Source organism: Zhongshania aliphaticivorans, from assembly GCF_902705855.1.
Taxonomy (GTDB): domain Bacteria; phylum Pseudomonadota; class Gammaproteobacteria; order Pseudomonadales; family Spongiibacteraceae; genus Spongiibacter; species Spongiibacter aliphaticivorans_B.
The window spans coordinates 431,508-451,616 of record NZ_CACSIJ010000013.1; the positions used below are offsets into that span (position 1 = coordinate 431,508).

Below are 20,109 nucleotides of genomic sequence, written 5' to 3' on the forward strand. Positions count from 1 at the left end.
GGTCAGTTTAAGTATGTTTTAAACTGGCCTGACCGTAATTGTTTGCGAACTTGGCCTTAATAGTAGGTCTTGCTGTAGCAAGCAGATCGGCGAGTCTTTATACTTGCCGCAGTTTTTTAATGCGTAGCTGTGAATTCAGTTTACGCATTATTTCCGGAGCGCTTTCGCGGCCGGTTTACGCAGATTTGCAATTTCGCGTTTAACCATAAGAGTGTTAGGCAACCTTATGATCAAAATTACCAAGGGCCTAGATTTGCCCATATCGGGCTTGCCCGATCAGCGTATTGAGTCAGGCTCAAAAATTCGCTCGGTCGCGGTAGTCGGCTTCGATTACAATGGTATGAAGCCAACAATGGCTGTAAAAACCGGTGATCGTGTTAAAACTGGCCAACTACTATTTACCGACAAAAAAAATGAAGGCGTGCGTTATACCTCGCCAGCAACGGGCCTTGTGTCTGCGATTAATCGCGGAGAGAAGCGTGTGTTGCAGTCGGTTGTGATCGATGTTGAAGATGATGAGTACGAGAGTTTTACTCAGTACAACGCATCAGAACTGCCCAAACTAACGGCTGAACAAGTAACTGAAAATCTTGTTGAGTCAGGTTTGTGGACATCGCTTCGCGCTCGGCCATTTAGCCGTGTTCCGGCGATTGGTAGTAGCCCTGCGGCAATATTCGTCACGGCGATTGACACCCACCCACTGGCTGCCGACCCAGCACCGATTATTTCTCGATCGGAAGAAGACTTTACCAATGGTCTTGAACTGCTGTGTCGCTTAACCAGCGGTAAAGTGCATTTATGCGTGGCACCCAATAGCAGTATCCCCAGTTTGGATAATGACCAATTGCACGTGGCGGAATTTGGCGGAGTTCATCCCGCTGGTCTGGCTGGCACCCACATTCATTTCTTGGAAGGCGCAAGCGCGACTAAGATAGTTTGGTCTGTTGGTTATCAAGATGTTATCGCCATCGGAAAGCTATTTACCACTGGCAAGCTCGATACTACGCGAGTTGTGTCGCTGGCTGGCCCGCAGGTAGAAAATCCGCGTTTGATTGAGACTCGTTTGGGCGTCAGTCTCGACGAGCTTTGCGCGGGCCAAATTGCGCCGGGCAATAACCGCGTCATTTCTGGTTCGGTATTGGGTGGGCGAACTGCGCGCGGCGCAACTGCGTTCTTAGGCCGTTACCACAACCAAGTAACAGTCTTGGCGGAAGGCAATCAGCGTGATTTTATGGGCTGGTTATCGCCTGGAGCGAATAAGCATTCATCGTTGCGAATTTATTTGTCGCAGTTTTTCAATAAACGCATTCCCTATACGACCAATACGAACGGTAGTGAACGTGCGATGGTGCCAATAGGCGTTTACGAAAAAGTAATGCCTTTAGATATTTTGCCAACCCAGTTACTGCGTTCATTAATTGTTGGGGATACTCAGGTTGCTCAAACCTTGGGTTGTTTAGAATTGGACGAGGAAGACCTCGCGCTGTGCACCTATGTTTGCCCCGGCAAATATGAGTTCGGGCCGATCCTTCGCGACAATTTAAGCCGCATAGAGAAAGAGGGTTAAATTATGGGGCTGAGAAAATTTCTCGATGATATCGAGCCGAATTTTGAGAAAGGCGGTCGTTTCGAAAAATGGTATGCGCTGTACGAAGCCGCAGATACTATTTTTTATTCGCCATCGTCGGTAACTAAAACAAACGCCCATGTTCGTGACGGCGTTGATCTTAAACGCATCATGATTACGGTATGGTTTTGTGCCTTCCCAGCCATGTTCTACGGTATGTGGAATATTGGTTTTCAGGCCAACCAAATCATGCTCGATACGGGCCTAGCTGCTGGTGAAGGCTGGCGCCATGTGATGATTTCAATGGTGGCAGGTTATGACCCGACCAGCCTTTGGGATAATTTCTGGCACGGTTTCTGGTATTTCATTCCCGTTTACGCCGTGACGTTCATCGTTGGCGGTTTCTGGGAAGTGCTGTTTGCAATGAAGCGCGGCCATGAAGTTAACGAAGGTTTCTTTGTTACTTCTATTTTGTTTGCGCTGATCTGCCCGCCAAGTATTCCATTGTGGCAAGTCGCACTGGGTATTAGCTTTGGTGTAGTTATTGGTAAAGAAGTATTTGGCGGTACTGGCAAAAATTTCTTGAACCCAGCGTTGGCTGGTCGTGCATTCTTATTCTTCGCTTACCCAGCACAAATGTCCGGTGATGCAGTTTGGACGGCGGTTGACGGCTTTACCGGCGCCACGCCTCTGTCTGTTGTCGCAAGTGATGGCTTGGCGGTATTGCAAGAGCAAATGACGTGGATGGATGCCTTTATCGGGAATATGCACGGCTCAATGGGTGAAGTGTCGACATTGGCGATTTTCATTGGTGGCGCCGTTCTGCTTTGGACAGGTATCGCGTCATGGCGCATCGTTGCCGGTGTGTTGATCGGTATGTTCGCGCTTACCACCTTATTTAACTCCCTTGATAGTAGCAGCAACTTGATGATGGCGATGCCTTGGCATTGGCATTTAGTCTTGGGCGGCTTCGCTTTCGGTATGATGTTTATGGCCACCGATCCTGTGTCGGCCTCGATGACGAATACCGGTAAGTGGGTTTATGGTGCGCTTATTGGCTCGATGGTGGTTTTGATTCGAGTTGTGAATCCAGCCTTCCCAGAAGGCATGATGTTGGCAATTTTGTTTGCTAATTTATTCGCGCCACTAATCGATCATTTTGTGGTGCAGGCGAACATTAAGCGGAGGTTGGCACGTGGCTAATAACGACAGTATCCCAAGAACGCTGCTGGTTGCCGTTACCCTGTGTATCGTCTGCGCGCTGGTAGTTGCCAGCGCGGCCGTTATGCTAAAACCGGCTCAGGTAATCAATAAAGCCTTAGACCGTAAAGCCAATATCTTGGCCGCGGCTGGGCTGTTAGTTCCCGGCGAAAGCGTCGAGGAGCAGTTTAAGCAAGTCACTACCAAAATTGTTGACTTAGAAACGGGTAAGTTCACCGATGAAATAGCTATAAAAGGTTTTGAACAAGCTAAAGTCGCCAAAGATTCAGCAACGTCAATCGCGCTGGGTGATGACGATCTCGCCAAAATTCGCCGCCGTGAAAATTTCGCCATGGTGTATTTGATCGAGAAAGATGGCAAATACGATAAGGTGATTTTGCCGGTTCGTGGCTATGGCTTGTGGTCAACGCTTTATGGCTTTCTGGCATTGGAAAATGATTTCAATACTGTTGCTGGTTTAGGTTTTTACGATCACGGTGAAACTCCTGGATTAGGTGGCGAAGTCGACAATCCAAAGTGGAAGGCGATTTGGCCTGGGAAAGAAATCTATAGTGACGGCGATGTCGCTATTGAATTGGTTAAAGGCAGTGTAGATAGCAGTACTCCGCATGCCGATAACAAAGTCGATGCCTTATCAGGTGCCACCTTAACCAGTCGCGGTGTCAGCAACTTGCTGCGCTTCTGGATGGGCGAGCTGGGCTATAAATCATTTTTAAGCAACTTGCGTTCAGGGGAGGCATAAGCCATGTCGACAATGAGAGAAGCCCTAAGCAAGCCAATTTTGCAGAATAACCCCATTGCCCTGCAGATACTCGGTATCTGCTCGGCCTTGGCGGTGACCTCCAGCCTTAAAGTAACGCTGGTAATGTGTATTTCTGTGACCTTGGTGACGGCCTGTTCAAGTTTTGCGGTATCGCTGATCCGCAAGCAGATCCCAAGCAGCATTCGAATTATTGTGCAGATGGTGATTATTGCCTCGCTGGTTATTGTGGTCGACCAGCTGTTAAAGGCCTATGCCTTCGCCATAAGCAAACAGCTCTCGGTATTTGTTGGTTTGATTATCACCAACTGTATCGTTATGGGGCGCGCCGAAGGTTACGCCATGAAGAACCCGCCATTGGCAAGTTTTGTTGATGGCATTGGTAACGGTCTGGGCTACAGCGTGGTGCTAATGAGTATCGCCGTGGTTCGTGAATTACTTGGTTCTGGTAAATTATTTGGTTATGAAATACTGCCCTTGATTACCGATGGCGGCTGGTATGTGCCCAACGGTTTGCTGCTATTGCCACCAAGCGCCTTCTTCCTGATCGGTATTTTTATCTGGGTTTTACGCTCGGCTAAGCCAGATCAGGTGGAAAAGGAAGAATTCAAAATCACCAAAAACACTCGTAGCGTTAAGGAGGCCTTTTAATGGAGCACTATATAAGCCTGTTCGTTCGCTCGGTGTTTATAGAAAATATGGCGCTGGCCTTTTTCCTAGGCATGTGTACTTTTTTGGCGATTTCCAAAAAAATTCAGGCCGCGATTGGCTTGGGTATAGCGGTAATCGTGGTAATGGCACTGACCGTTCCGGTTAACAGCCTAATTTATAACCATTTGCTCCGCGAAGGCGCGCTGGCTTGGGCCGGTTACCCTGATGTTGATCTGAGCTTCCTTGGTTTGCTGAGTTATATCGGTGTTATCGCTGCGATAGTGCAAATCATGGAAATGGTATTGGATAAATATGTACCGGCGCTCTACAACGCACTGGGCGTATTCTTGCCGTTGATCACGGTTAACTGCGCCATTATGGGTGGCTCGCTGTTCATGGTTGAACGTGATTATGGCTTTGCCGACTCTGTAGTATATGGCGCGGGCGCCGGTACTGGCTGGGCGTTAGCGATTGTTGCCTTGGCAGGTATCCGCGAAAAACTAAAGTATAGCGATGTTCCCGAGGGCCTGCGTGGTCTGGGTATTACCTTCATCACTGTTGGCTTAATGTCGTTGGGCTTTATGTCCTTCGGCGGTATTGATCTTTAACCGAGACGAACTGGAGACCTTGTAATGAATACAGTAGTTATTCTCGGTGTGGCCATGTTTACCGCGATTGTCTTATCGCTGGTATGTATCATCTTATTTGCGCGCTCGCGTTTGGTGAGCAGCGGCAATGTCACAATTGAGATCAATGGCGAGAAAACGATCACCGTTCCTGCGGGCGATAAATTACTGAATACCTTGTCTGGGCAGGGCGTATTTTTAGCCTCTGCCTGTGGTGGTGGCGGTAGTTGCGCGCAGTGTAAATGTATTGTTAATGATGGTGGCGGTTCTATGCTCGCCACCGAAGAAGCCCATTTTAGTCCTCGTGAAGCCCGTGAAGGTTGGCGCTTATCCTGCCAGACTCCAGTTAAGCAGGACATGAAAATTGAAGTGCCAGAAGATGTATTCGGCGTTAAACAGTGGGAATGTACCGTTGAGTCTAACCCCAATGTGGCGACGTTTATTAAAGAACTGACACTAAAATTACCAGAGGGTGAGAATGTAAACTTCCGTGCTGGCGGTTATGTTCAGCTAGAGTGCCCACCGCATCACGTGAAGTACTCTGACTTTGATATTCCTGCTGAATATAAAGCTGACTGGGAACGTTTTGGTTTCTTGAATGTTGAGTCTAAGGTAGAAGAGACGGTAATCCGTGCTTATTCTATGGCCAACTATCCTGAAGAGCGTGGCATTGTTAAGTTTAATATTCGCGCAGCCACGCCGCCACCAAATAACTTGGCGTTAACCCCTGGTCAGATGTCCTCTTGGGTCTTTAATCTTAAGCCTGGTGATAAAGTAAAAGTTTACGGTCCTTTCGGTGAGTTCTTCGCCAAGGATACCGATGCAGAAATGGTGTTTGTAGGTGGTGGTGCCGGTATGGCGCCCATGCGTTCACACATATTTGATCAGCTTAAGCGTCTTAGCTCAAAGCGTAAAATCACCTTTTGGTACGGTGCGCGCTCTATGCGCGAAGCCTTCTACGTAGAAGAGTACGATAAGCTAGCCGCTGAAAACGAAAACTTTGAATGGCATTTGGCATTATCAGATCCGCAGCCTGAAGATAACTGGACGGGTAAAACCGGTTTTATCCATCAAGTATTGTACGAAAATTACTTGAAGGATCATGTTGCGCCAGAAGACTGTGAGTACTATATGTGCGGGCCACCAATGATGAACTCAGCAGTTATTAAAATGCTGGAAGACCTTGGTGTTGAAGCTGACAATATCTTACTTGATGATTTCGGTGGGTAAGTTTTTGCAGCACAACATAAAAGCAGCCCTTGTGCTGCTTTTATTGTTTCTGGGTGCCTGCTCCCCCGCACCGCAGGAATTTGTGCGCCTTAGCGGCATGACAATGGGCACAACTTACCATATTACTTTGCGCCCCCCCCCAGGAGATTGGACTGAGCAATCTTTAACGGACGCTTTAGATAAACGTCTTGCAGCGTTTAATCAAATTGCTTCTACCTATATTCCCGACTCGGAACTTAGTCAGTTAAATAGAATGCCGGCCGGTGAGTGGCGTCAGCTGACGCCAATGCTTTTTGATATTGTGGTGATGGCTATCGAAGTTAGCTGGTTGAGTAATGGGGCATTTGATGTCACGGTCGGGCCATTGGTTGATCTATGGGGTTTTGGGCCAGAGAAACATGATGGTAGGCCCGACCAGAGCGCAGTCAAAAAGGCTTTAGAAGAGGTTGGTTTTGACCGTATCGAGCTCGATATGGCCGATCATAAGATTAAGAAAGGTGCGCCGCTAAGTATTGATTTATCAGCTATCGCAAAAGGGTATGGCGTAGACGCGGTTGCGCTGTGGCTGGAATCATTAGGTAGCACCGATTATTTGGTCGAGATTGGCGGTGAGATGCGCGTCGCAGGTTTGAGTCCTCGCGGAGATCAGTGGCGTATTGGCGTTGAGAGCCCTGATTTAGAGGTTGATAAAACCACATCAATCCTACTCGGGAATATCGGCGTGGCAACCTCGGGGGATTACCGTAATTACTTTGAAGAAAATGGCGTGCGTTATTCCCATACCATCGATCCTCGCACTGGTCGGCCGATTACTCATAATCTCGCCTCAGTAACGGTATTAGATCCGTCTTGCGCTTTCGCTGACGCGATGGCGACAGCTTTTTCCGTACTAGGTGGCGATAAAGCCCTCGAGCTAGCGGAACAATTAGATATTCCAGTTTACCTAATAGAGAAGACCGATAGCGGCTTTAGTAGTCGTTATAGCTCATCTTTTGCACCGTATCTGGAACAGGAGAAGTAATATGGCTACCATTTTTGCGGCAATTGTTGTGATGCTCTTTATTGTGGGCGCAATGTCTATCGGCGTACTGATGGGCCGCAAGCCCATTGCCGGTTCCTGCGGCGGTGTTGGTGCTGCTCTCAGTGATCCTGATTATGTCTGTGATTTATGCGGTAATGATCCTAAAAAATGCACTGAGGAAAACGATGCAGCAGCGGCTGCGCGGAATAAATCGAGCACCAAGTTTTACGATGCAAGCTGATTTTGCGTCCGACGNCGGACGTCAGGCGTCCGACGCTCTCTGCCATACCGCTACTCGCGCCAAGTACGCCTTCCTCGCAATCTCCATATCTTTTATAAACAAATCTAACTCATTCAGCGTTAGTGCCTGCGGGCCATCGACGAGTGCTTTCTGTGGCGCTGGATGAAAGTCTACCAAAACCATATTAGCACCGGCTAAAACCCCCTGCGCGGTAGCGTGGCAGAGTTCAAGTACGCCGTCTGGTGCCACATCTCGACTGCCCACTGAGTGGGAGGGATCAATACAAACTGGCATTCTGGTTAGGCGTTTAACCGTGGGCACTTGGGCGAAATCGACCATGTTGCGGTGGGGCGCGCCAAATTCGCTTTTCATGCCACGCAGGCAAAATATCACTTGGCTATTGCCTGCGCTGGCCAGATATTCGGCGGCGTTTAAGGATTCACTGAGGGTAATGCCAAAACCGCGTTTTAGTAGAGCAGGGTATTCGCTTTGTTTGCCGATGGCTTTTAGTAATTCGAAGTTCTGGGTGTTTCTAGTGCCAATCTGCATGATCACTCCGCAGGGGTTGCCGGCGTCGTGCAAGGCTTGATCAATTTCCTCCATGTGGCTCTCATGGGTGACTTCCATGGCGATGACTTTGATGCCGTATTTGCCGGCGAGATCGAACACCCATGGTAGGCATTCTTTGCCGTGGCCTTGGAAGGCGTAGGGATTGGTGCGGGGTTTGTATGCGCCCATACGCGTGCACTCGAGGCCGTTGGCCTTTAGCGCAATCATCATTTCTTCGACGTGCTTGGGGTTGTCGACGGCACAGAGGCCGGCAAAGATGTGCAATGAGTTCTGGTCGAAGTTTAAACCTTTATATTGGAAGCCGGTTTTGCGTTGCAAATCTTTGTGGCGCCCCAAAATGCGGTACTCCTCAGAGATTCGAATGACCTTTTCTACCGCAGGTAGCGCTTCTATTTCGTCTATGCTCAGGGCGTGGGTGCTACCGAGAAGGTAGATTTCTTGAAGAACCTGTTGCTGGCCGCTGACTTGATGGTGCTGAACGGTCACGCCTGATAATTGATGCAGATAAGCTAGGGTTTTCACATAGGCCGGATCGGTGTCTTTAATGTTGGGGTGAAGTATTAAAAGCATCTTTGCGTCCTCTTAATCGGTGTTTTATGTGACTGCATTGCAGTAGCGTAATAATTCTAAGTAACGCAGCGCAATAATTTAGTCCCTAGTGATAGTATAGGCACAGTTTTCACACTTGGATTTTTGTACTCCTCACTATGGCAGTTCCACTTTTTTTACGCATTGGTATTCGCTACTTTCATCGCGCTTCTGGCAATGACCGTTTCTTGTCGCTGGTGTCGTGGTTCTCTTTGCTGGGCATGTTGATTGGCACGATATCACTGATTGTGGTGATGTCTGTCATGAATGGCTTTGAGCGTGAATTACAGCAGCGGGTCTTGTCCGTCGTTCCTCACGGTTATATTGAAGGCCCGCATCAGCGTTTGCTTGGCTGGCAGGACTATGCCGATAAACTCAGTGATACCGATGGTGTTAAAGGCGTTGCGCCATATGTAGGCGGCAAAGCCATGTTGTCAGCTTTTAAGCGTTTGCGCGGTGTCGCGTTATATGGCATCGAGCCTGAGCAAGAGCGGTCCGTGTCAGCGGTTGCTGAGCACATGATAGCGGGGCGCTACCTTGGTGATGACGCCGGAGAATATCAGATAATTTTGGGTGATATTTTGGCTCGTCAGCTTGGCGTGAATGTAGGCGATGATGTGACAGTAATTTTGCCCAAAGTCACGGTGACGCCGTTTGGTTTGTTTCCCCGCGAAAAGCAATTTCGGGTAAGCGGTGTGTTTAGTGCTGGTGCCCAGCTTGATGCGACCAGTGCATTTATCCATATCGCAGATGCACAACGGTTGTATCAATTAGGCGACGATGTGGAGGGCCTACGTATCCAATTGGCCGATATGTTCGACGCACCGGATTTATTGCCCGCCTTAGCGGCTAAGTTGCCAGAGGGTAGTGTGGCGGTAACGTGGAGTGATAGCCAAGGTAGTCTTTTTCATGCGGTGAAAATGGAAAAGCAAATGGTGCGTTTACTCTTATTATTTATCGTACTGATTGCGGCTTTTAATATTGTCTCCATTCTTAGTATGGCGGTATCTGGCAAGCGCGGTTCTATTGCGGTGCTGAGAACAATGGGGGCGACACCTAGCACAATTATGGCCACCTTTATGGTTTACGGTATGGCCACAGGGATTATCGGCTTGGGTTTGGGTTTGCTTATTGGTGTGCCTCTAGCTATTCGGGTGGGGGATGTGGTGGCTTGGTTAGAGCAGCTAAGTGGTATGCAAATTTTTAATCCGGATGTGTATTTTATTACCCATTTGCCCTCGTATTTACAATGGTCTGATGTGGTGGTTGTGAGTGGATTCGCCTTGTTATTAAGCCTTTTGGCCACGCTATATCCCGCGTGGCAGGCATCTCGCGTACAGCCTGCCGAGGCCCTGCGCTATGAATAAAGAGTATTGTTGTTATGTCTAATGCGGTTGTTATGTCAGAAGTTGTTCCTAGCGATTCGGTGCTGGCATGTCGAAATTTGAGAAAATTTTATATTCAAGGCTCAGAGCAACTCACTATCTTGCACGATATCAATTTAGATATTGCCAGCGGTGAGCGCATCTCTATTGTTGGCCCATCAGGCGCAGGTAAAACCACCTTGCTGCATATGTTGGGCGGACTCGACGTGCCATCTCAGGGTAGCGTCTTTGTGCGGGGTAAAAACATAGCCGCGATGAGCGATCGCGATCGCAGTCGCTTGCGCAATCGAGAGTTGGGCTTTGTTTATCAATTTCACCATTTGCTGAATGAGTTTTCTGCACTTGAAAACGCTGCAATGCCAATGTTAATCGCCGGTATGAAACGAACAGAGGCGTTTGCGCGGGCGTCTAGCTTATTAGATCGGGTGGGCTTGGGGCATCGTCTAAAGCATCGTCCCGCACAGCTTTCCGGTGGAGAGCGGCAGCGGGTGGCTATTGCTCGCGCCTTGGTGAATGAACCCGCCTGTGTGTTGCTTGATGAGCCGACTGGTAATCTGGATGGCGATAATGCCGAGGCGGTACAGGCGCTATTGCTAGAGTTAAATAAAGAATTGGCGATCAGCTTGGTTATTGTTACCCACGATTTAACCTTGGCTGGGCGCATGGACCGAGTGCTCAATTTACAAGACGGTAGCTTGCGCGAGGCCATGGCCTAATGCGTTCTTTGGTGACATTTATCGGTTTTCGTTATAGCGCCGACCGTTCCGGAAATCAGCTCGTATCGTTTTTATCGCGCTTGNCGATGATTGGTTTGATTCTCGGGGTGGCCTTGTTGGTGGNGGTGTTATCCGTCATGAACGGTTTCGACCGTGAAATGCGAAATCGCATTTTGGCCTTGGTGCCGCATATCACCTTGCAGCCGTGGTCGACTCAAGAAATCGATTGGCAGCAATTGCAGAAAGATGTTGAAGCGCATTCTCGGGTGGTGGCCACGGCGCCTTTTGTACAGGGCAACGCAATGCTAATTAAAGGTGGGGCGGTAGAGCCAAGTATTTTTTATGGCGTAGATCCGGTTGCGGAAAAGCGGGTGTCACGTATTCAAGAATACGTCGATCTTGATATTTTACAGCCGGGTGCCGCGGGCGTGATTCTCGGCAAGGCCTTGGCGGATAGACTAAAGGTGGATGTCGCTGACCGCGTTACATTAGGGGTTCCCCAAGCCGAGGGTCGCCAAAATGTCCGTTTTGTGCAAATGACGGTGGCGGCTGTGGTGGCAACCGGCACAGAATTAGACCAACAACTTATGCTAATGCATATTGATCAGGCGCGCGCATTATTTACCGAGGCGCCGCCGGTGTCATTGCGGGTTTCGGTTGATGATGTTTTTGCCGCACCGCAAATTGCGTGGGAATTGGCGTCGGTTCACGGTAGAGACTATTTGTTAAAAGACTGGAGTCAGCAATTTGGCAATATGTATCACGCCATTCAAATGTCGCGGAAATTGGTGGTGATCATGTTGTTGGCGGTTGTCGCTGTGGCGGTTTTTAATGTGGTGTCGACCCTTGTCATGGTGGTGAATGATAAGCGCGCAGATATTGGTATTTTGCGCAGCCAAGGTGCTAGCCAAGGTGACATTTTGCGAATATTTTTGACCTATGGCGCCGTTATAGGTGCTGTTGGCGCGTCTGCTGGCGGTGTTATTGGCGTACTGCTAGCGTTGGGGGTGAGTGATTTAGTGGCGGGGGTAGAGAATCTGTTTGGCTTGAAATTATTGCAGAGCGACGTCTATCCAATAAATTATTTGCCCTCAGATGTGCGGATACCTGATGTTGTGATGGTGTGCGCTACCGCCTATGTGATGAGTTTATTGGCAACCATATACCCTGCTTGGCGGGCATCGCGAATGGCGCCGGCCGAGGCCTTGCGTAGTAGTTGAGTTGGAGGGTTGAAAGCGTTGTTATGAAGACAGGGGTTAGTGTTTAGCGAGACGGGATTCTTGGCGTTTTCTCCAGCGACGTACGACATGAACTCGCCAAAGAATATGAATGCTTGCCGCACCAACAAGACCTGATAGCAGGCCTGTCAGGAAACAGCCTAATACGAGAGGGCGCCACAGATAGGTGAACTCTTCGGCAAGCCACGCCCATGACAGCTCAAAATGAAATGAGTTGGGTGGGATTCCCATCGCCATCGCACCTAATTTATAGGTAAAGTAAAAGATGGCTGGCATGGTGACCGGGTTGGTAATCCACACCAGCATGACGGAGATAGGCAGGTTGGCGCGAAAAACAATTGCTGCGAGGGCCGCGAGAAGCATTTGGGTTGGGATTGGCACAAAAGCAATGAACAGCCCAAGAAAAAACGCCACGGTGACCGAGCGTCGGTTTAGGTGCCAAAGATTTGGGTCGTGCAGCAGACTGCCAAAAATACGAACCGAGGGGTGCTCGCGCATTTTTTCGGGCGTTGGAAGCCAACGTTTAAATAGTTTACGAGCCATCCGCTCAATTCTAATTTACGATTGTGACAGATAAAAACTACCGAGCCGCAGACCGGTAATATACGGGCGGCGGCCATTATGCACGGTTCTACTGGGGTACTCCAGCATGTTGTCATGGATGACGGCAGCGATAGTCGGTTTTTTTGCGATTGCCTTCGCGCCAGCGTTACCTAGCTATATTTTACTGGTCTCAATGCTGGGGCTAGCTTTCTCGTTGTATCTATCTTGGCGCTCACCGTACAGCCGTGCAATCTTGGCTTTTGTGCTGGCGTTAATCTATGCCGGATTGTACGGACACTGGCGGGTGGCTTTGTTATTGCCTACGCATTTAAGTGGTAGCGATTTCTTGGCGACCGTTGAAGTTCGTACCGCTCCTGAAGAGCGCTCAGGCTTTAGTCGCTATTATCGTTTTGATGCCAATGTCAGTGCGCTCAGCTGCACTAATGAGGTGTTGAGTAACTACTGCGACCCCTCATTGTCATTTTTAAATCATAGGTTGATCCAGTTGAATTGGTACGCTGATTCGCCGCCAGAGCTGGGTCAAGTCTTTACAGCAACTCTGCGTTTGCGGCAGCCGCACGGTTACCAGTCGCCAGGGGCCTTTGACTATGGCCGATGGATGTTTGCTAGTGGCTATTCTGCGAATGGTCATGTGCTAAATCCAGGGCAGGTGGAGTATCTTGGCCAAGAGAGTAGTTTGTCATTCAACAACTTTCGTCAGCAGCTAATTACTGGGCTTAGTGATCGGCTAGCCACCTACCAACATGGCAGTATTATGCGGGCGCTATTGTTTGCCGATCGCGACGGTATTGATCGTGAGCAGTGGCAGGTATTTTCGCGTACTGGCACCAGTCACCTTATGGCAATATCGGGTATGCATATTGGTATTGTGTTGGCGTGGGGTTTTTTATTAGGTCGCGGTGTTGGATTACTACTTCCTGGGGGCAATAGCCTATTTACCGGTGCAGGTATTGCCTTGGTATTTGCCTTTATTTATGCGGCGTTGGCGGGCTTCTCGGTGCCTACACAGCGGGCTTTAATAATGGCTGCTGTGGCTTTGTTGGCTTTTTGTTTTCGTCGCAACAATTCGATGTGGCAAGCCTATGCCACTGCCATGCTGTTGGTTTTGTCAGTAGACCCATTAGCCCCACATCGGGCGGGGTTCTCCCTGTCATTTGCTGCTGTTGGGGTGCTGTTGTTTGCGTTTCAAGGACGGCGGCACGGCCACGCTGTGTGGGGAGTATTTCAATCACAATGGGTGGTGTTGTTAGGTTTGATCCCGCTGTTGATGATGTGGGGCTACGGATTGAGTCCAGTTAGTTTCCCCGTCAATTTAATTGCGATTCCCTTAGTGACGCTACTGGTGCTTCCGCTGTTATTCTGCGGATTGATATTGATTGGCGTCGCCCCCTCCTTAGCGAATATGAGTTGGCATGCGGCTGACCTGCTAATTGATGTTTTGCTACGCGTTCTTGCATGGTCTGCGCAGCTGTTGCCACAAATTGTTATTCCTAGTTCACTCGCAGTTTTACTGTTGGCTAGTGCAGCTATCTTGTTACTGATGCTGCCTCGGGGTGTGCCAGCTAAGTATTTGGCTGCCATACCTTTATTGACGATAGTTTTTTCTCCAGCTCCTCGACCTACGCTGGGTTCTGCATGGGTCACTGTGCTGGATGTGGGGCAAGGGTTGGCTGTATTTGTGCAAACACATTCTAACGCGCTGTTATACGACGTAGGCCCAGATTTTAGTAGCGGCTTCAATACCGCTGATGCTGTTGTTATACCGGCATTGCGGAGCTTTGGTGTTGATCGGTTGGGGATGTTGATTTTAAGCCACGCAGATAAAGACCATGCAGGCGCCGCACCGGCGTTATTAAAACAAATCGACACGGATGAGTTGGTATTGGGTGAATCAGTAAGCAACATAGTAATACCGTCTTCCCTCTGTGATAGCCCCCGTAATTGGGCTTGGGATGGCGTTCAGTTTGAGTTTCTGGCGTCTGATCGTGGCGAATTTACTGGAAATAATACCTCCTGCGTATTGAAGGTAAGTGTTGGCGGAGCGTCAGTGTTGTTAACTGGCGATATTGAAACTGATATTGAGCGTCAGTTGCTGGCAGGCCGACATGATTTAAGCGCAGCGTTGCTCATTGCGCCTCATCATGGCAGCAACACCTCATCGAGCGCGGAATTTATTAGCGCCGTGTTACCTGAGTACGTGGTCTTTTCAGCGGGGACGGATAATCACTATGGGCATCCTGCGCTAAAGGTAATGCAGCGCTACGATAAAATCGGCGCCCGATGTTGGAATACAGCCTACCATGGCAGTATTCAATTCCAGATCACGGAATCGTCGGTAGTCGCGCAAAAAAACTGGGGCGGTCGGCGTTATTATTGGCAATCAGAGCGTAATTCCTCGAAATCTGGCCATGAAATCTGCAGCAATTTGCATTCCGGGCGCTGATTCGCTTCTTACCCTAGCATTCCCTACGTATAATGCACCCACATAAAAATTGAAGGGACTGAATGTGCTGGAATTGGTGAAAGCCGGCGGCTGGCTAATGCTGCCCATTATCATGTCATCTATTATTGCGCTGGCTATCTGTGTAGAGCGTTTTCTTAAACTCAATCCCGATAAAGTTGCCCCCCGCGGTTTATTGAATCAAGTTTGGGCTTGGTTGCAAAATAAGCAGCTCGATGCCGAAAAATTACGGGAATTACGGCGCGGTTCACCTCTGGCGCGAATTCTGGCGGCGGGCTTGGCCAACGCTAAACACGGCCGTGAAATCATGAAGGAGAGCATTGAAGATACCGCCTCCCACATTATTCATGATTTAGAGCGCTATCTTAATGCCCTCGGCACCATCGCGGCGGTGGCGCCTTTACTCGGCTTACTTGGCACGGTGCTAGGAATGATTCGGGTATTTACCGAAATCATGGTGCAGGGCACCGGCAATGCGGGTGTGCTAGCGGGAGGGATATCAGAGGCATTGATCACAACGGCCTCGGGGTTGTGTGTGGCCATTCCGGCCCTCGTTATGCATCGTTATTTTTTGCGCCGGATTGACGAAATTGTCGTCACAATGGAACAAGACGCTATTAAACTGATCAACGCCATGCATGGTGAAGTGCAGATTAAAGACGCTTCGGCTGGTAAATCGTCGTGAAATTTAAACGCCAACGTGTCGATGATGGCGGTGTAAATTTAACGCCATTGATAGATGTGGTCTTCCTGCTGCTCATATTTTTTATGGTATCGACCACGTTCACAAAGGAAAGTCGGCTAAATCTTGAGTTGCCCAGCGCGCAGGGTGAAGCATCGCTGCAAGAGAGTGCTGCCTTAGAGGTTGTGGTTGATGCGTTGGGGCATTACCGGGTAAATGAGCGGGCTTTGGCTCTACATACCGTTGAGGCTTTAATGAAAGCAATGGCTGACGCCGCACAAGACAATAGTGATATTCCCGTTATTATCACTGCGGATGCAAAAAGTCCGCACCAATCTGTCATCACCGCAATGGATGCAGCCGGTAGACTCGGCTTTGCAAAACTAAGTTTAACCACCCAAGATCCAGAAACTAACTCTGCCGATCAGTAATTAATTTGCATCAGGATACACCTAGCGTTATGAGTAATAATCAGTCGGATCTCGCGATATATGGACGACTACTAAAGTATGTGTTGCCGATGTGGGCAATGTTTTTATTCAGTGTGCTGGGGTTTTCGGTTTTTTCCGGCGTGCAGGTATTACTCGCAGATATGATGCAGCTTATTGTCGACTATATTGGTGGCAATATGGTTAAGGGTGATGGCGGTTTGTCCGCTAAAGTCATGTGGGCCTTGGGCGGTGACGGTTTTGTGATAAGCGATGCGCGGCTGTGGATTGTAATCATGATGGTCATCCTCGGTGTTGTACGTGGCCTTGGCTATTTTGCTGGTAATTATTTCATCGCGATTGTCTCCCACAGTTTGGTACACAATCTGCGCTGCGAGCTTTTTCAAAAAATGCTTCATATGCCAAGCTCGTATTACGACCATAATTCTAGTGGCATGATGATTTCTAAAATCACCTTCAACGTTGAGCAGGTTACTGGCGCGGCGGTAAATGCCACCAAGGTGGTGTTGCGGGAAGGTACGTTTGCTATCGGGCTTATTATCTTTTTGCTGTATGCCAACTGGAAACTCACGATGGTGTTTTTCCTCGCCTTACCTATGATTGCAGTGACCGTGTACTGGGTAGGTAAGCGCTTTCGCAAGATTAGTAAAAGCATTCAAAATGCAATGGGCGAAGTTAATCAGGTTACCAATGAATCTATTAGCGCCTACCGAGAAATTCGCCTCTATGACGGTGTGAGCTATGAGAAAAAGCGCTTCGACGACGCGAGCCGCCGCAACCGCAGCCGGAATATTAAAATGGCGTTTTACAATGCCATTAGTCCCTCGGTTATCCAGTTTCCCGTGGTTCTGGCTACTGGTGTCCTTGTTTGGATCGCCCTCGGCTTGGGTGGGGAAATGTCTCCTGGGGCTTTTGTTGCCTATTTATCAGCGGCCTTGTTTCTTCCCAAGCCGATGCGTCAACTTGCTGACGTAAGTAGCACTATTCAAAAAGGCTTGGCAGCGGCGCAGGATATTTTTGAATTTATTGATGCCGACCAAGAAAAAGATACTGGCACCTACGTCAGCGAAAAGACCAAGGGCGATATTGAAATTAAAGATCTGAGCTTTGCTTATACGGCAGGTAGCGATAAGGTCTTACGCAATGTGAGCTTACGCGTGGGAGCAGGGCAGTCATTGGCCTTGGTGGGCTTGTCGGGTTCTGGTAAGTCGACCTTGGTTAGCCTTCTCTCTCGTTTCTATGATCATAGCGAAGGCGACATCTTGATAGATGGTGTTGATGTGCGGGAATACACCCTCGAAAATCTTCGCGACAAGATGGCTTTAGTAACACAGCAAGTTACGCTATTTAACGACACGGTATTTAATAATATTGCCTACGGAAAAATGGCGGGCTCAAGCCGAGAGCAAGTGCGCGCAGCGGCGGAAGCGGCACATGCTATTGAGTTTATCGATCAGCTACCAAATGGCTTTGACACCATGATTGGCGAAGATGGCGTTATGCTGTCTGGCGGCCAGCGTCAACGTTTAGCTATTGCGCGCGCCTTTTTAAAGGATGCACCGATACTGATCTTAGATGAAGCAACGTCGGCACTCGACAACCGTGCTGAAAACCATATTCAACAGGCCATGGAAGAAGTTATGAAAGGCCGGACAACCATCGTGATAGCTCATCGGCTGTCGACTATTGAACACGCGGACAATATCGTGGTGATGGAGGCGGGGCAGGTGATGGAGCAGGGTAATCATGCCGAGTTGCTGGCGCTGAATAAACGTTATGCCCAGCTCTACAATAAGAACTTTGAGGAGCAGTAAATGCCATTAGAGCAGCGGATTAACGCTGCTTGGTACGGACGCGCGCGCTGGTTGCTGCTGTTATTGCCGCTGACGTATTTGTTCCGATGTATTGCCGCATTGCGCCGCCATTTTATTTCGCCACAGTCCTGTGGTGCGCCAGTTATTGTGGTGGGCAATATCAGTGTGGGTGGCAGTGGAAAAACACCTGCAGTATTGGCCTTGGCAGACTTCTGTCGTGATCGCGGCTACCGCGTTGGCATTGTTAGTCGCGGCTACGGCGGCCAGGCTCCGCATTATCCTTATCTTTTAGATGAAACCACCGATCCGAGTATTGGCGGTGACGAACCCTGTTTAATTGCACGTCGCAGCGGCTTGCCCGTTGCGGTGGCACCAGATCGCCTTGCGGCGGCCAAGCTCTTGGTCGAACAGCAGCAATGCAATCTCATTATTAGTGATGATGGTTTACAGCATTACCGTTTAGCGCGTGATATAGAGGTGTTACTGATTGACGGCGAGCGCGGTTTTGGCAACGGCTTCTGTTTGCCGGTTGGCCCCTTGCGCGAGCCAATTTCTAGGGCGAATAGCGTTGACCTTACGATTATCAACGGTGGCAGCGACACTCTCGCTGGGCACACTATGCTATTAGCTGGCGACACCGCGCGTAATTTGACGAATGGTGAGGCTCGCTTATTAAAAGACTGGCCAGCGGGCGAGCGCCGTATTCATGCAGTGGCAGGTATAGGTAACCCCACACGATTCTTTAATGCTTTGCGCAGCAAAGGCTTTGATGTGATTGAACACGCATTTGCAGATCATCAGGCGTTCAGTGCAGAACTCGTTACATTCGCTGATTTCCATCCGGTGATCATGACCGAGAAAGATGCGGTAAAATGCGCGCAATTCAATTTAGACAATAGCTGGATGTTACCGGTAGATGCCGACATTGATCCGGCATTTTTCGATGCGTTTTCAACATTACTTGAGCGTCTGCGCGCTTCTTGATGTAATTCAATTTTAGTTAATTCTGCTTGCGGTAATTCACAGCGCAAAGCACGACGATTGCTTCGGAGTTTGTATGTCGTATACCGTTATTATTCCCGCCCGGTTTGCCTCTAGCCGTTTGCCGGGCAAACCGCTAATGGATATTGCCGGCAAGCCTATGATTCAGCATGTGTGGGAGCGCGCGAAAGAGTCGAATGCGGCGCGGGTAGTGATTGCCACTGAGGATCAGCGGGTGTTTGACGCTTGCGAGAGTTTTGGTGCCGAAGTGGTTATGACGTTGGCAACTCATGAATCGGGTACCGACAGGCTACAAGAAGTAGTCAGCAAGCTTGGCCTGGCTGACGACGACATTGTGGTGAACGTGCAAGGGGATGAGCCGCTAATACCGCGCGAGGCCATTGCACAGGTTGCGAATAATCTCGCCCTGAACCCGCAAGCGGGAATCGCTACGCTGGGTGAGGCGATCACTGATAAAGCCACCGTCTTTAATCCCAATGCAGTAAAAGCCGTAAGTGACCTAGCGGGATTCGCCTTGTATTTTAGCCGTGCGCCGATGCCCTGGTGTAGAGACGAATGGGCTCGAGATGAATGGGCTGGCACGGAAAATAACACTGCAGATGCCTTGCCAGAACATGCAGGTTTTATGCGCCACATTGGCATATACGCGTATCGTGTTGGTTTTTTACATCAGTTTGTTACATGGCCAATGGGCTTGCTGGAGCGCGTTGAAAAGCTTGAGCAGCTACGCGCCATGGAAAACGGCGTTCGTATTCATATTGAGTCGGCCTGTGTAGATATCCCCGGCGGCGTCGATACCGAAGCAGATTTAAACGCGGTGCGCGCATTGTTGGCAGGTAAAGCCTAATGAGCACCAAAGTTCTATTCGTCTGCCTTGGCAATATTTGCCGATCACCCACGGCGCATGGCGTCTTCGAAAAACTGGTCGCAGACGCAGGACTCCAAGACAGCATACAAATTGACTCTGCAGGCACAGGTGATTGGCATATTGGCCGCGCCCCAGATGAACGTACTCTGCAGGCCGCAAGTAAGCGCGGCTATGACTTGTCGAATTTACGTGCGCGACAGGTGACAAGCGCCGATTTCCAGAATTTTGACTATGTTTTGGCCATGGATAAAAGCAATTTAAAAGACTTACGCGCCATGACGGGAGACAAGACCAATTGCCATGTATCCCTGTTTTTAGACTTCGCTGAATCGTCGTGGAAGCGCGAAGTGCCTGATCCCTATTATGGCGGTGAAGATGGTTTTGAAACCGTACTAGAACTCGCCGAAGACGGTGCCCGTGGTTTGCTGGCGACCATTCGGAGCTCTGGCCGGTGA

Annotated in this window: 20 protein-coding genes; 18 read left to right on the plus strand and 2 right to left on the minus strand. The window is 49.4% G+C overall.

Annotated elements, in window-relative coordinates:
• Window positions 1-226 precede the first annotated feature (226 nt).
• The 8 genes from GVJ32_RS11615 to nqrM are packed head-to-tail and all read left to right on the plus strand — an operon-like array spanning window position 227 to window position 7,317.
• The gene (locus tag GVJ32_RS11615) at window positions 227-1,567 is read left to right on the plus strand and encodes a Na(+)-translocating NADH-quinone reductase subunit A (protein WP_159240253.1); all 1,341 of its coding nucleotides are present in this window, start codon (window positions 227-229) and stop codon (window positions 1,565-1,567) included.
• Between the two features lie 3 nt (window positions 1,568-1,570).
• Window positions 1,571-2,770 carry an NADH:ubiquinone reductase (Na(+)-transporting) subunit B gene (locus GVJ32_RS11620; RefSeq protein ID WP_159240255.1) on the plus strand — a complete coding sequence of 400 codons (1,200 nt, stop codon included), beginning with the start codon at window positions 1,571-1,573 and terminating at the stop codon, window positions 2,768-2,770.
• Complete coding sequence (locus GVJ32_RS11625) at window positions 2,763-3,530, plus strand: Na(+)-translocating NADH-quinone reductase subunit C (RefSeq protein ID WP_159240257.1); 768 nt, start codon at window positions 2,763-2,765, stop codon at window positions 3,528-3,530. The genes GVJ32_RS11620 and GVJ32_RS11625 overlap by 8 nt, the downstream gene beginning before the upstream one ends.
• A 3-nt stretch (window positions 3,531-3,533) precedes the next feature.
• Window positions 3,534-4,199, plus strand: coding sequence for an NADH:ubiquinone reductase (Na(+)-transporting) subunit D (locus GVJ32_RS11630; RefSeq protein WP_159240259.1), 666 nt, complete (start codon window positions 3,534-3,536; stop codon window positions 4,197-4,199).
• The gene (gene nqrE, locus GVJ32_RS11635; RefSeq protein WP_159240261.1) at window positions 4,199-4,807 is read left to right on the plus strand and encodes an NADH:ubiquinone reductase (Na(+)-transporting) subunit E; all 609 of its coding nucleotides are present in this window, start codon (window positions 4,199-4,201) and stop codon (window positions 4,805-4,807) included. Before GVJ32_RS11630 ends, nqrE begins: the two co-directional genes overlap by 1 nt.
• A gap of 24 nt (window positions 4,808-4,831) precedes the next feature.
• Window positions 4,832-6,055 carry an NADH:ubiquinone reductase (Na(+)-transporting) subunit F gene (gene nqrF / locus GVJ32_RS11640; RefSeq protein WP_159240262.1) on the plus strand — a complete coding sequence of 408 codons (1,224 nt, stop codon included), beginning with the start codon at window positions 4,832-4,834 and terminating at the stop codon, window positions 6,053-6,055.
• Between the two features lie 31 nt (window positions 6,056-6,086).
• On the plus strand, window positions 6,087-7,076 hold the full coding sequence (locus tag GVJ32_RS11645) for an FAD:protein FMN transferase (protein WP_235035118.1): 990 nt from the start codon (window positions 6,087-6,089) through the stop codon (window positions 7,074-7,076).
• A 1-nt stretch (window position 7,077) separates the two neighbouring features.
• Window positions 7,078-7,317: a (Na+)-NQR maturation NqrM gene (nqrM, locus tag GVJ32_RS11650; RefSeq protein WP_159240264.1), complete on the plus strand. Its 240-nt coding sequence runs from the start codon at window positions 7,078-7,080 to the stop codon at window positions 7,315-7,317.
• Window positions 7,318-7,338: 21 nt separating this feature from the next.
• Here nqrM and GVJ32_RS11655 read toward each other — a convergent pair whose 3' ends face one another.
• Complete coding sequence (locus GVJ32_RS11655) at window positions 7,339-8,457, minus strand: 3-deoxy-7-phosphoheptulonate synthase (protein ID WP_159240265.1); 1,119 nt, start codon at window positions 8,455-8,457, stop codon at window positions 7,339-7,341.
• 137 nt (window positions 8,458-8,594) lie between these two features.
• Between GVJ32_RS11655 and GVJ32_RS11660 the strand changes: the two genes are divergently transcribed.
• From GVJ32_RS11660 to GVJ32_RS11670, 3 genes are read left to right on the plus strand one after another with little or no spacing between them, the layout of a single operon-like run.
• Entirely contained in the window at window positions 8,595-9,842 is a 1,248-nt protein-coding gene (locus tag GVJ32_RS11660; protein ID WP_159240266.1) for a lipoprotein-releasing ABC transporter permease subunit, read from the plus strand.
• Window positions 9,843-9,856: 14 nt separating this feature from the next.
• Complete coding sequence (gene lolD, locus GVJ32_RS11665) at window positions 9,857-10,576, plus strand: lipoprotein-releasing ABC transporter ATP-binding protein LolD (protein WP_235035119.1); 720 nt, start codon at window positions 9,857-9,859, stop codon at window positions 10,574-10,576.
• A complete protein-coding gene (locus tag GVJ32_RS11670) occupies window positions 10,576-11,796 on the plus strand; it encodes a lipoprotein-releasing ABC transporter permease subunit (protein ID WP_159240267.1) in 1,221 nt (406 codons plus the stop codon). Before lolD ends, GVJ32_RS11670 begins: the two co-directional genes overlap by 1 nt.
• 36 nt (window positions 11,797-11,832) lie before the next feature.
• Here the strand turns inward: GVJ32_RS11670 and GVJ32_RS11675 are convergent, their stop codons facing one another.
• On the minus strand, window positions 11,833-12,357 hold the full coding sequence (locus tag GVJ32_RS11675) for a DUF2062 domain-containing protein (RefSeq protein WP_159240268.1): 525 nt from the start codon (window positions 12,355-12,357) through the stop codon (window positions 11,833-11,835).
• Between the two features lie 106 nt (window positions 12,358-12,463).
• On the opposite strand from GVJ32_RS11675, the gene GVJ32_RS11680 reads away from it, so the two are divergent.
• From GVJ32_RS11680 to GVJ32_RS11710, 7 genes are all read left to right on the plus strand, one after another.
• Window positions 12,464-14,821, plus strand: coding sequence for a DNA internalization-related competence protein ComEC/Rec2 (locus GVJ32_RS11680; RefSeq protein WP_159240269.1), 2,358 nt, complete (start codon window positions 12,464-12,466; stop codon window positions 14,819-14,821).
• 64 nt (window positions 14,822-14,885) lie between these two features.
• On the plus strand, window positions 14,886-15,524 hold the full coding sequence (locus GVJ32_RS11685; RefSeq protein ID WP_159240270.1) for a MotA/TolQ/ExbB proton channel family protein: 639 nt from the start codon (window positions 14,886-14,888) through the stop codon (window positions 15,522-15,524).
• The gene (locus tag GVJ32_RS11690; protein ID WP_159240271.1) at window positions 15,521-15,952 is read left to right on the plus strand and encodes an ExbD/TolR family protein; all 432 of its coding nucleotides are present in this window, start codon (window positions 15,521-15,523) and stop codon (window positions 15,950-15,952) included. Before GVJ32_RS11685 ends, GVJ32_RS11690 begins: the two co-directional genes overlap by 4 nt.
• Window positions 15,953-15,981: 29 nt before the next feature.
• Window positions 15,982-17,784, plus strand: a complete 1,803-nt coding sequence (msbA, locus tag GVJ32_RS11695) for a lipid A export permease/ATP-binding protein MsbA (protein WP_159240272.1) — start codon at window positions 15,982-15,984, stop codon at window positions 17,782-17,784.
• Complete coding sequence (gene lpxK, locus GVJ32_RS11700; protein ID WP_159240273.1) at window positions 17,785-18,768, plus strand: tetraacyldisaccharide 4'-kinase; 984 nt, start codon at window positions 17,785-17,787, stop codon at window positions 18,766-18,768.
• A 73-nt stretch (window positions 18,769-18,841) separates the two neighbouring features.
• Window positions 18,842-19,633: a 3-deoxy-manno-octulosonate cytidylyltransferase gene (gene kdsB, locus GVJ32_RS11705; RefSeq protein ID WP_159240274.1), complete on the plus strand. Its 792-nt coding sequence runs from the start codon at window positions 18,842-18,844 to the stop codon at window positions 19,631-19,633.
• Window positions 19,633-20,109, plus strand: coding sequence for a low molecular weight protein-tyrosine-phosphatase (locus tag GVJ32_RS11710; protein ID WP_159240275.1), 477 nt, complete (start codon window positions 19,633-19,635; stop codon window positions 20,107-20,109). The genes kdsB and GVJ32_RS11710 overlap by 1 nt, the downstream gene beginning before the upstream one ends.

Bases quoted from the DNA above. Each gene is read 5' to 3' on its own strand.
- GVJ32_RS11615 (WP_159240253.1), top strand. From the start codon at position 227: ATGATCAAAATTACCAAGGGCCTAGATTTGCCCATATCGGGCTTGCCC.
- GVJ32_RS11620 (WP_159240255.1), top strand. From the start codon at position 1,571: ATGGGGCTGAGAAAATTTCTCGATGATATCGAGCCGAATTTTGAGAAA.
- GVJ32_RS11630 (WP_159240259.1), top strand. From the start codon at position 3,534: ATGTCGACAATGAGAGAAGCCCTAAGCAAGCCAATTTTGCAGAATAAC.
- nqrE (WP_159240261.1), top strand. From the start codon at position 4,199: ATGGAGCACTATATAAGCCTGTTCGTTCGCTCGGTGTTTATAGAAAAT.
- nqrF (WP_159240262.1), top strand. From the start codon at position 4,832: ATGAATACAGTAGTTATTCTCGGTGTGGCCATGTTTACCGCGATTGTC.
- nqrM (WP_159240264.1), top strand. From the start codon at position 7,078: ATGGCTACCATTTTTGCGGCAATTGTTGTGATGCTCTTTATTGTGGGC.
- GVJ32_RS11655 (WP_159240265.1), bottom strand. From the start codon at position 8,457: ATGCTTTTAATACTTCACCCCAACATTAAAGACACCGATCCGGCCTAT.
- GVJ32_RS11660 (WP_159240266.1), top strand. From the start codon at position 8,595: ATGGCAGTTCCACTTTTTTTACGCATTGGTATTCGCTACTTTCATCGC.
- lolD (WP_235035119.1), top strand. From the start codon at position 9,857: ATGTCTAATGCGGTTGTTATGTCAGAAGTTGTTCCTAGCGATTCGGTG.
- GVJ32_RS11675 (WP_159240268.1), bottom strand. From the start codon at position 12,357: ATGGCTCGTAAACTATTTAAACGTTGGCTTCCAACGCCCGAAAAAATG.
- GVJ32_RS11680 (WP_159240269.1), top strand. From the start codon at position 12,464: ATGTTGTCATGGATGACGGCAGCGATAGTCGGTTTTTTTGCGATTGCC.
- msbA (WP_159240272.1), top strand. From the start codon at position 15,982: ATGAGTAATAATCAGTCGGATCTCGCGATATATGGACGACTACTAAAG.
- lpxK (WP_159240273.1), top strand. From the start codon at position 17,785: ATGCCATTAGAGCAGCGGATTAACGCTGCTTGGTACGGACGCGCGCGC.
- kdsB (WP_159240274.1), top strand. From the start codon at position 18,842: ATGTCGTATACCGTTATTATTCCCGCCCGGTTTGCCTCTAGCCGTTTG.
- GVJ32_RS11710 (WP_159240275.1), top strand. From the start codon at position 19,633: ATGAGCACCAAAGTTCTATTCGTCTGCCTTGGCAATATTTGCCGATCA.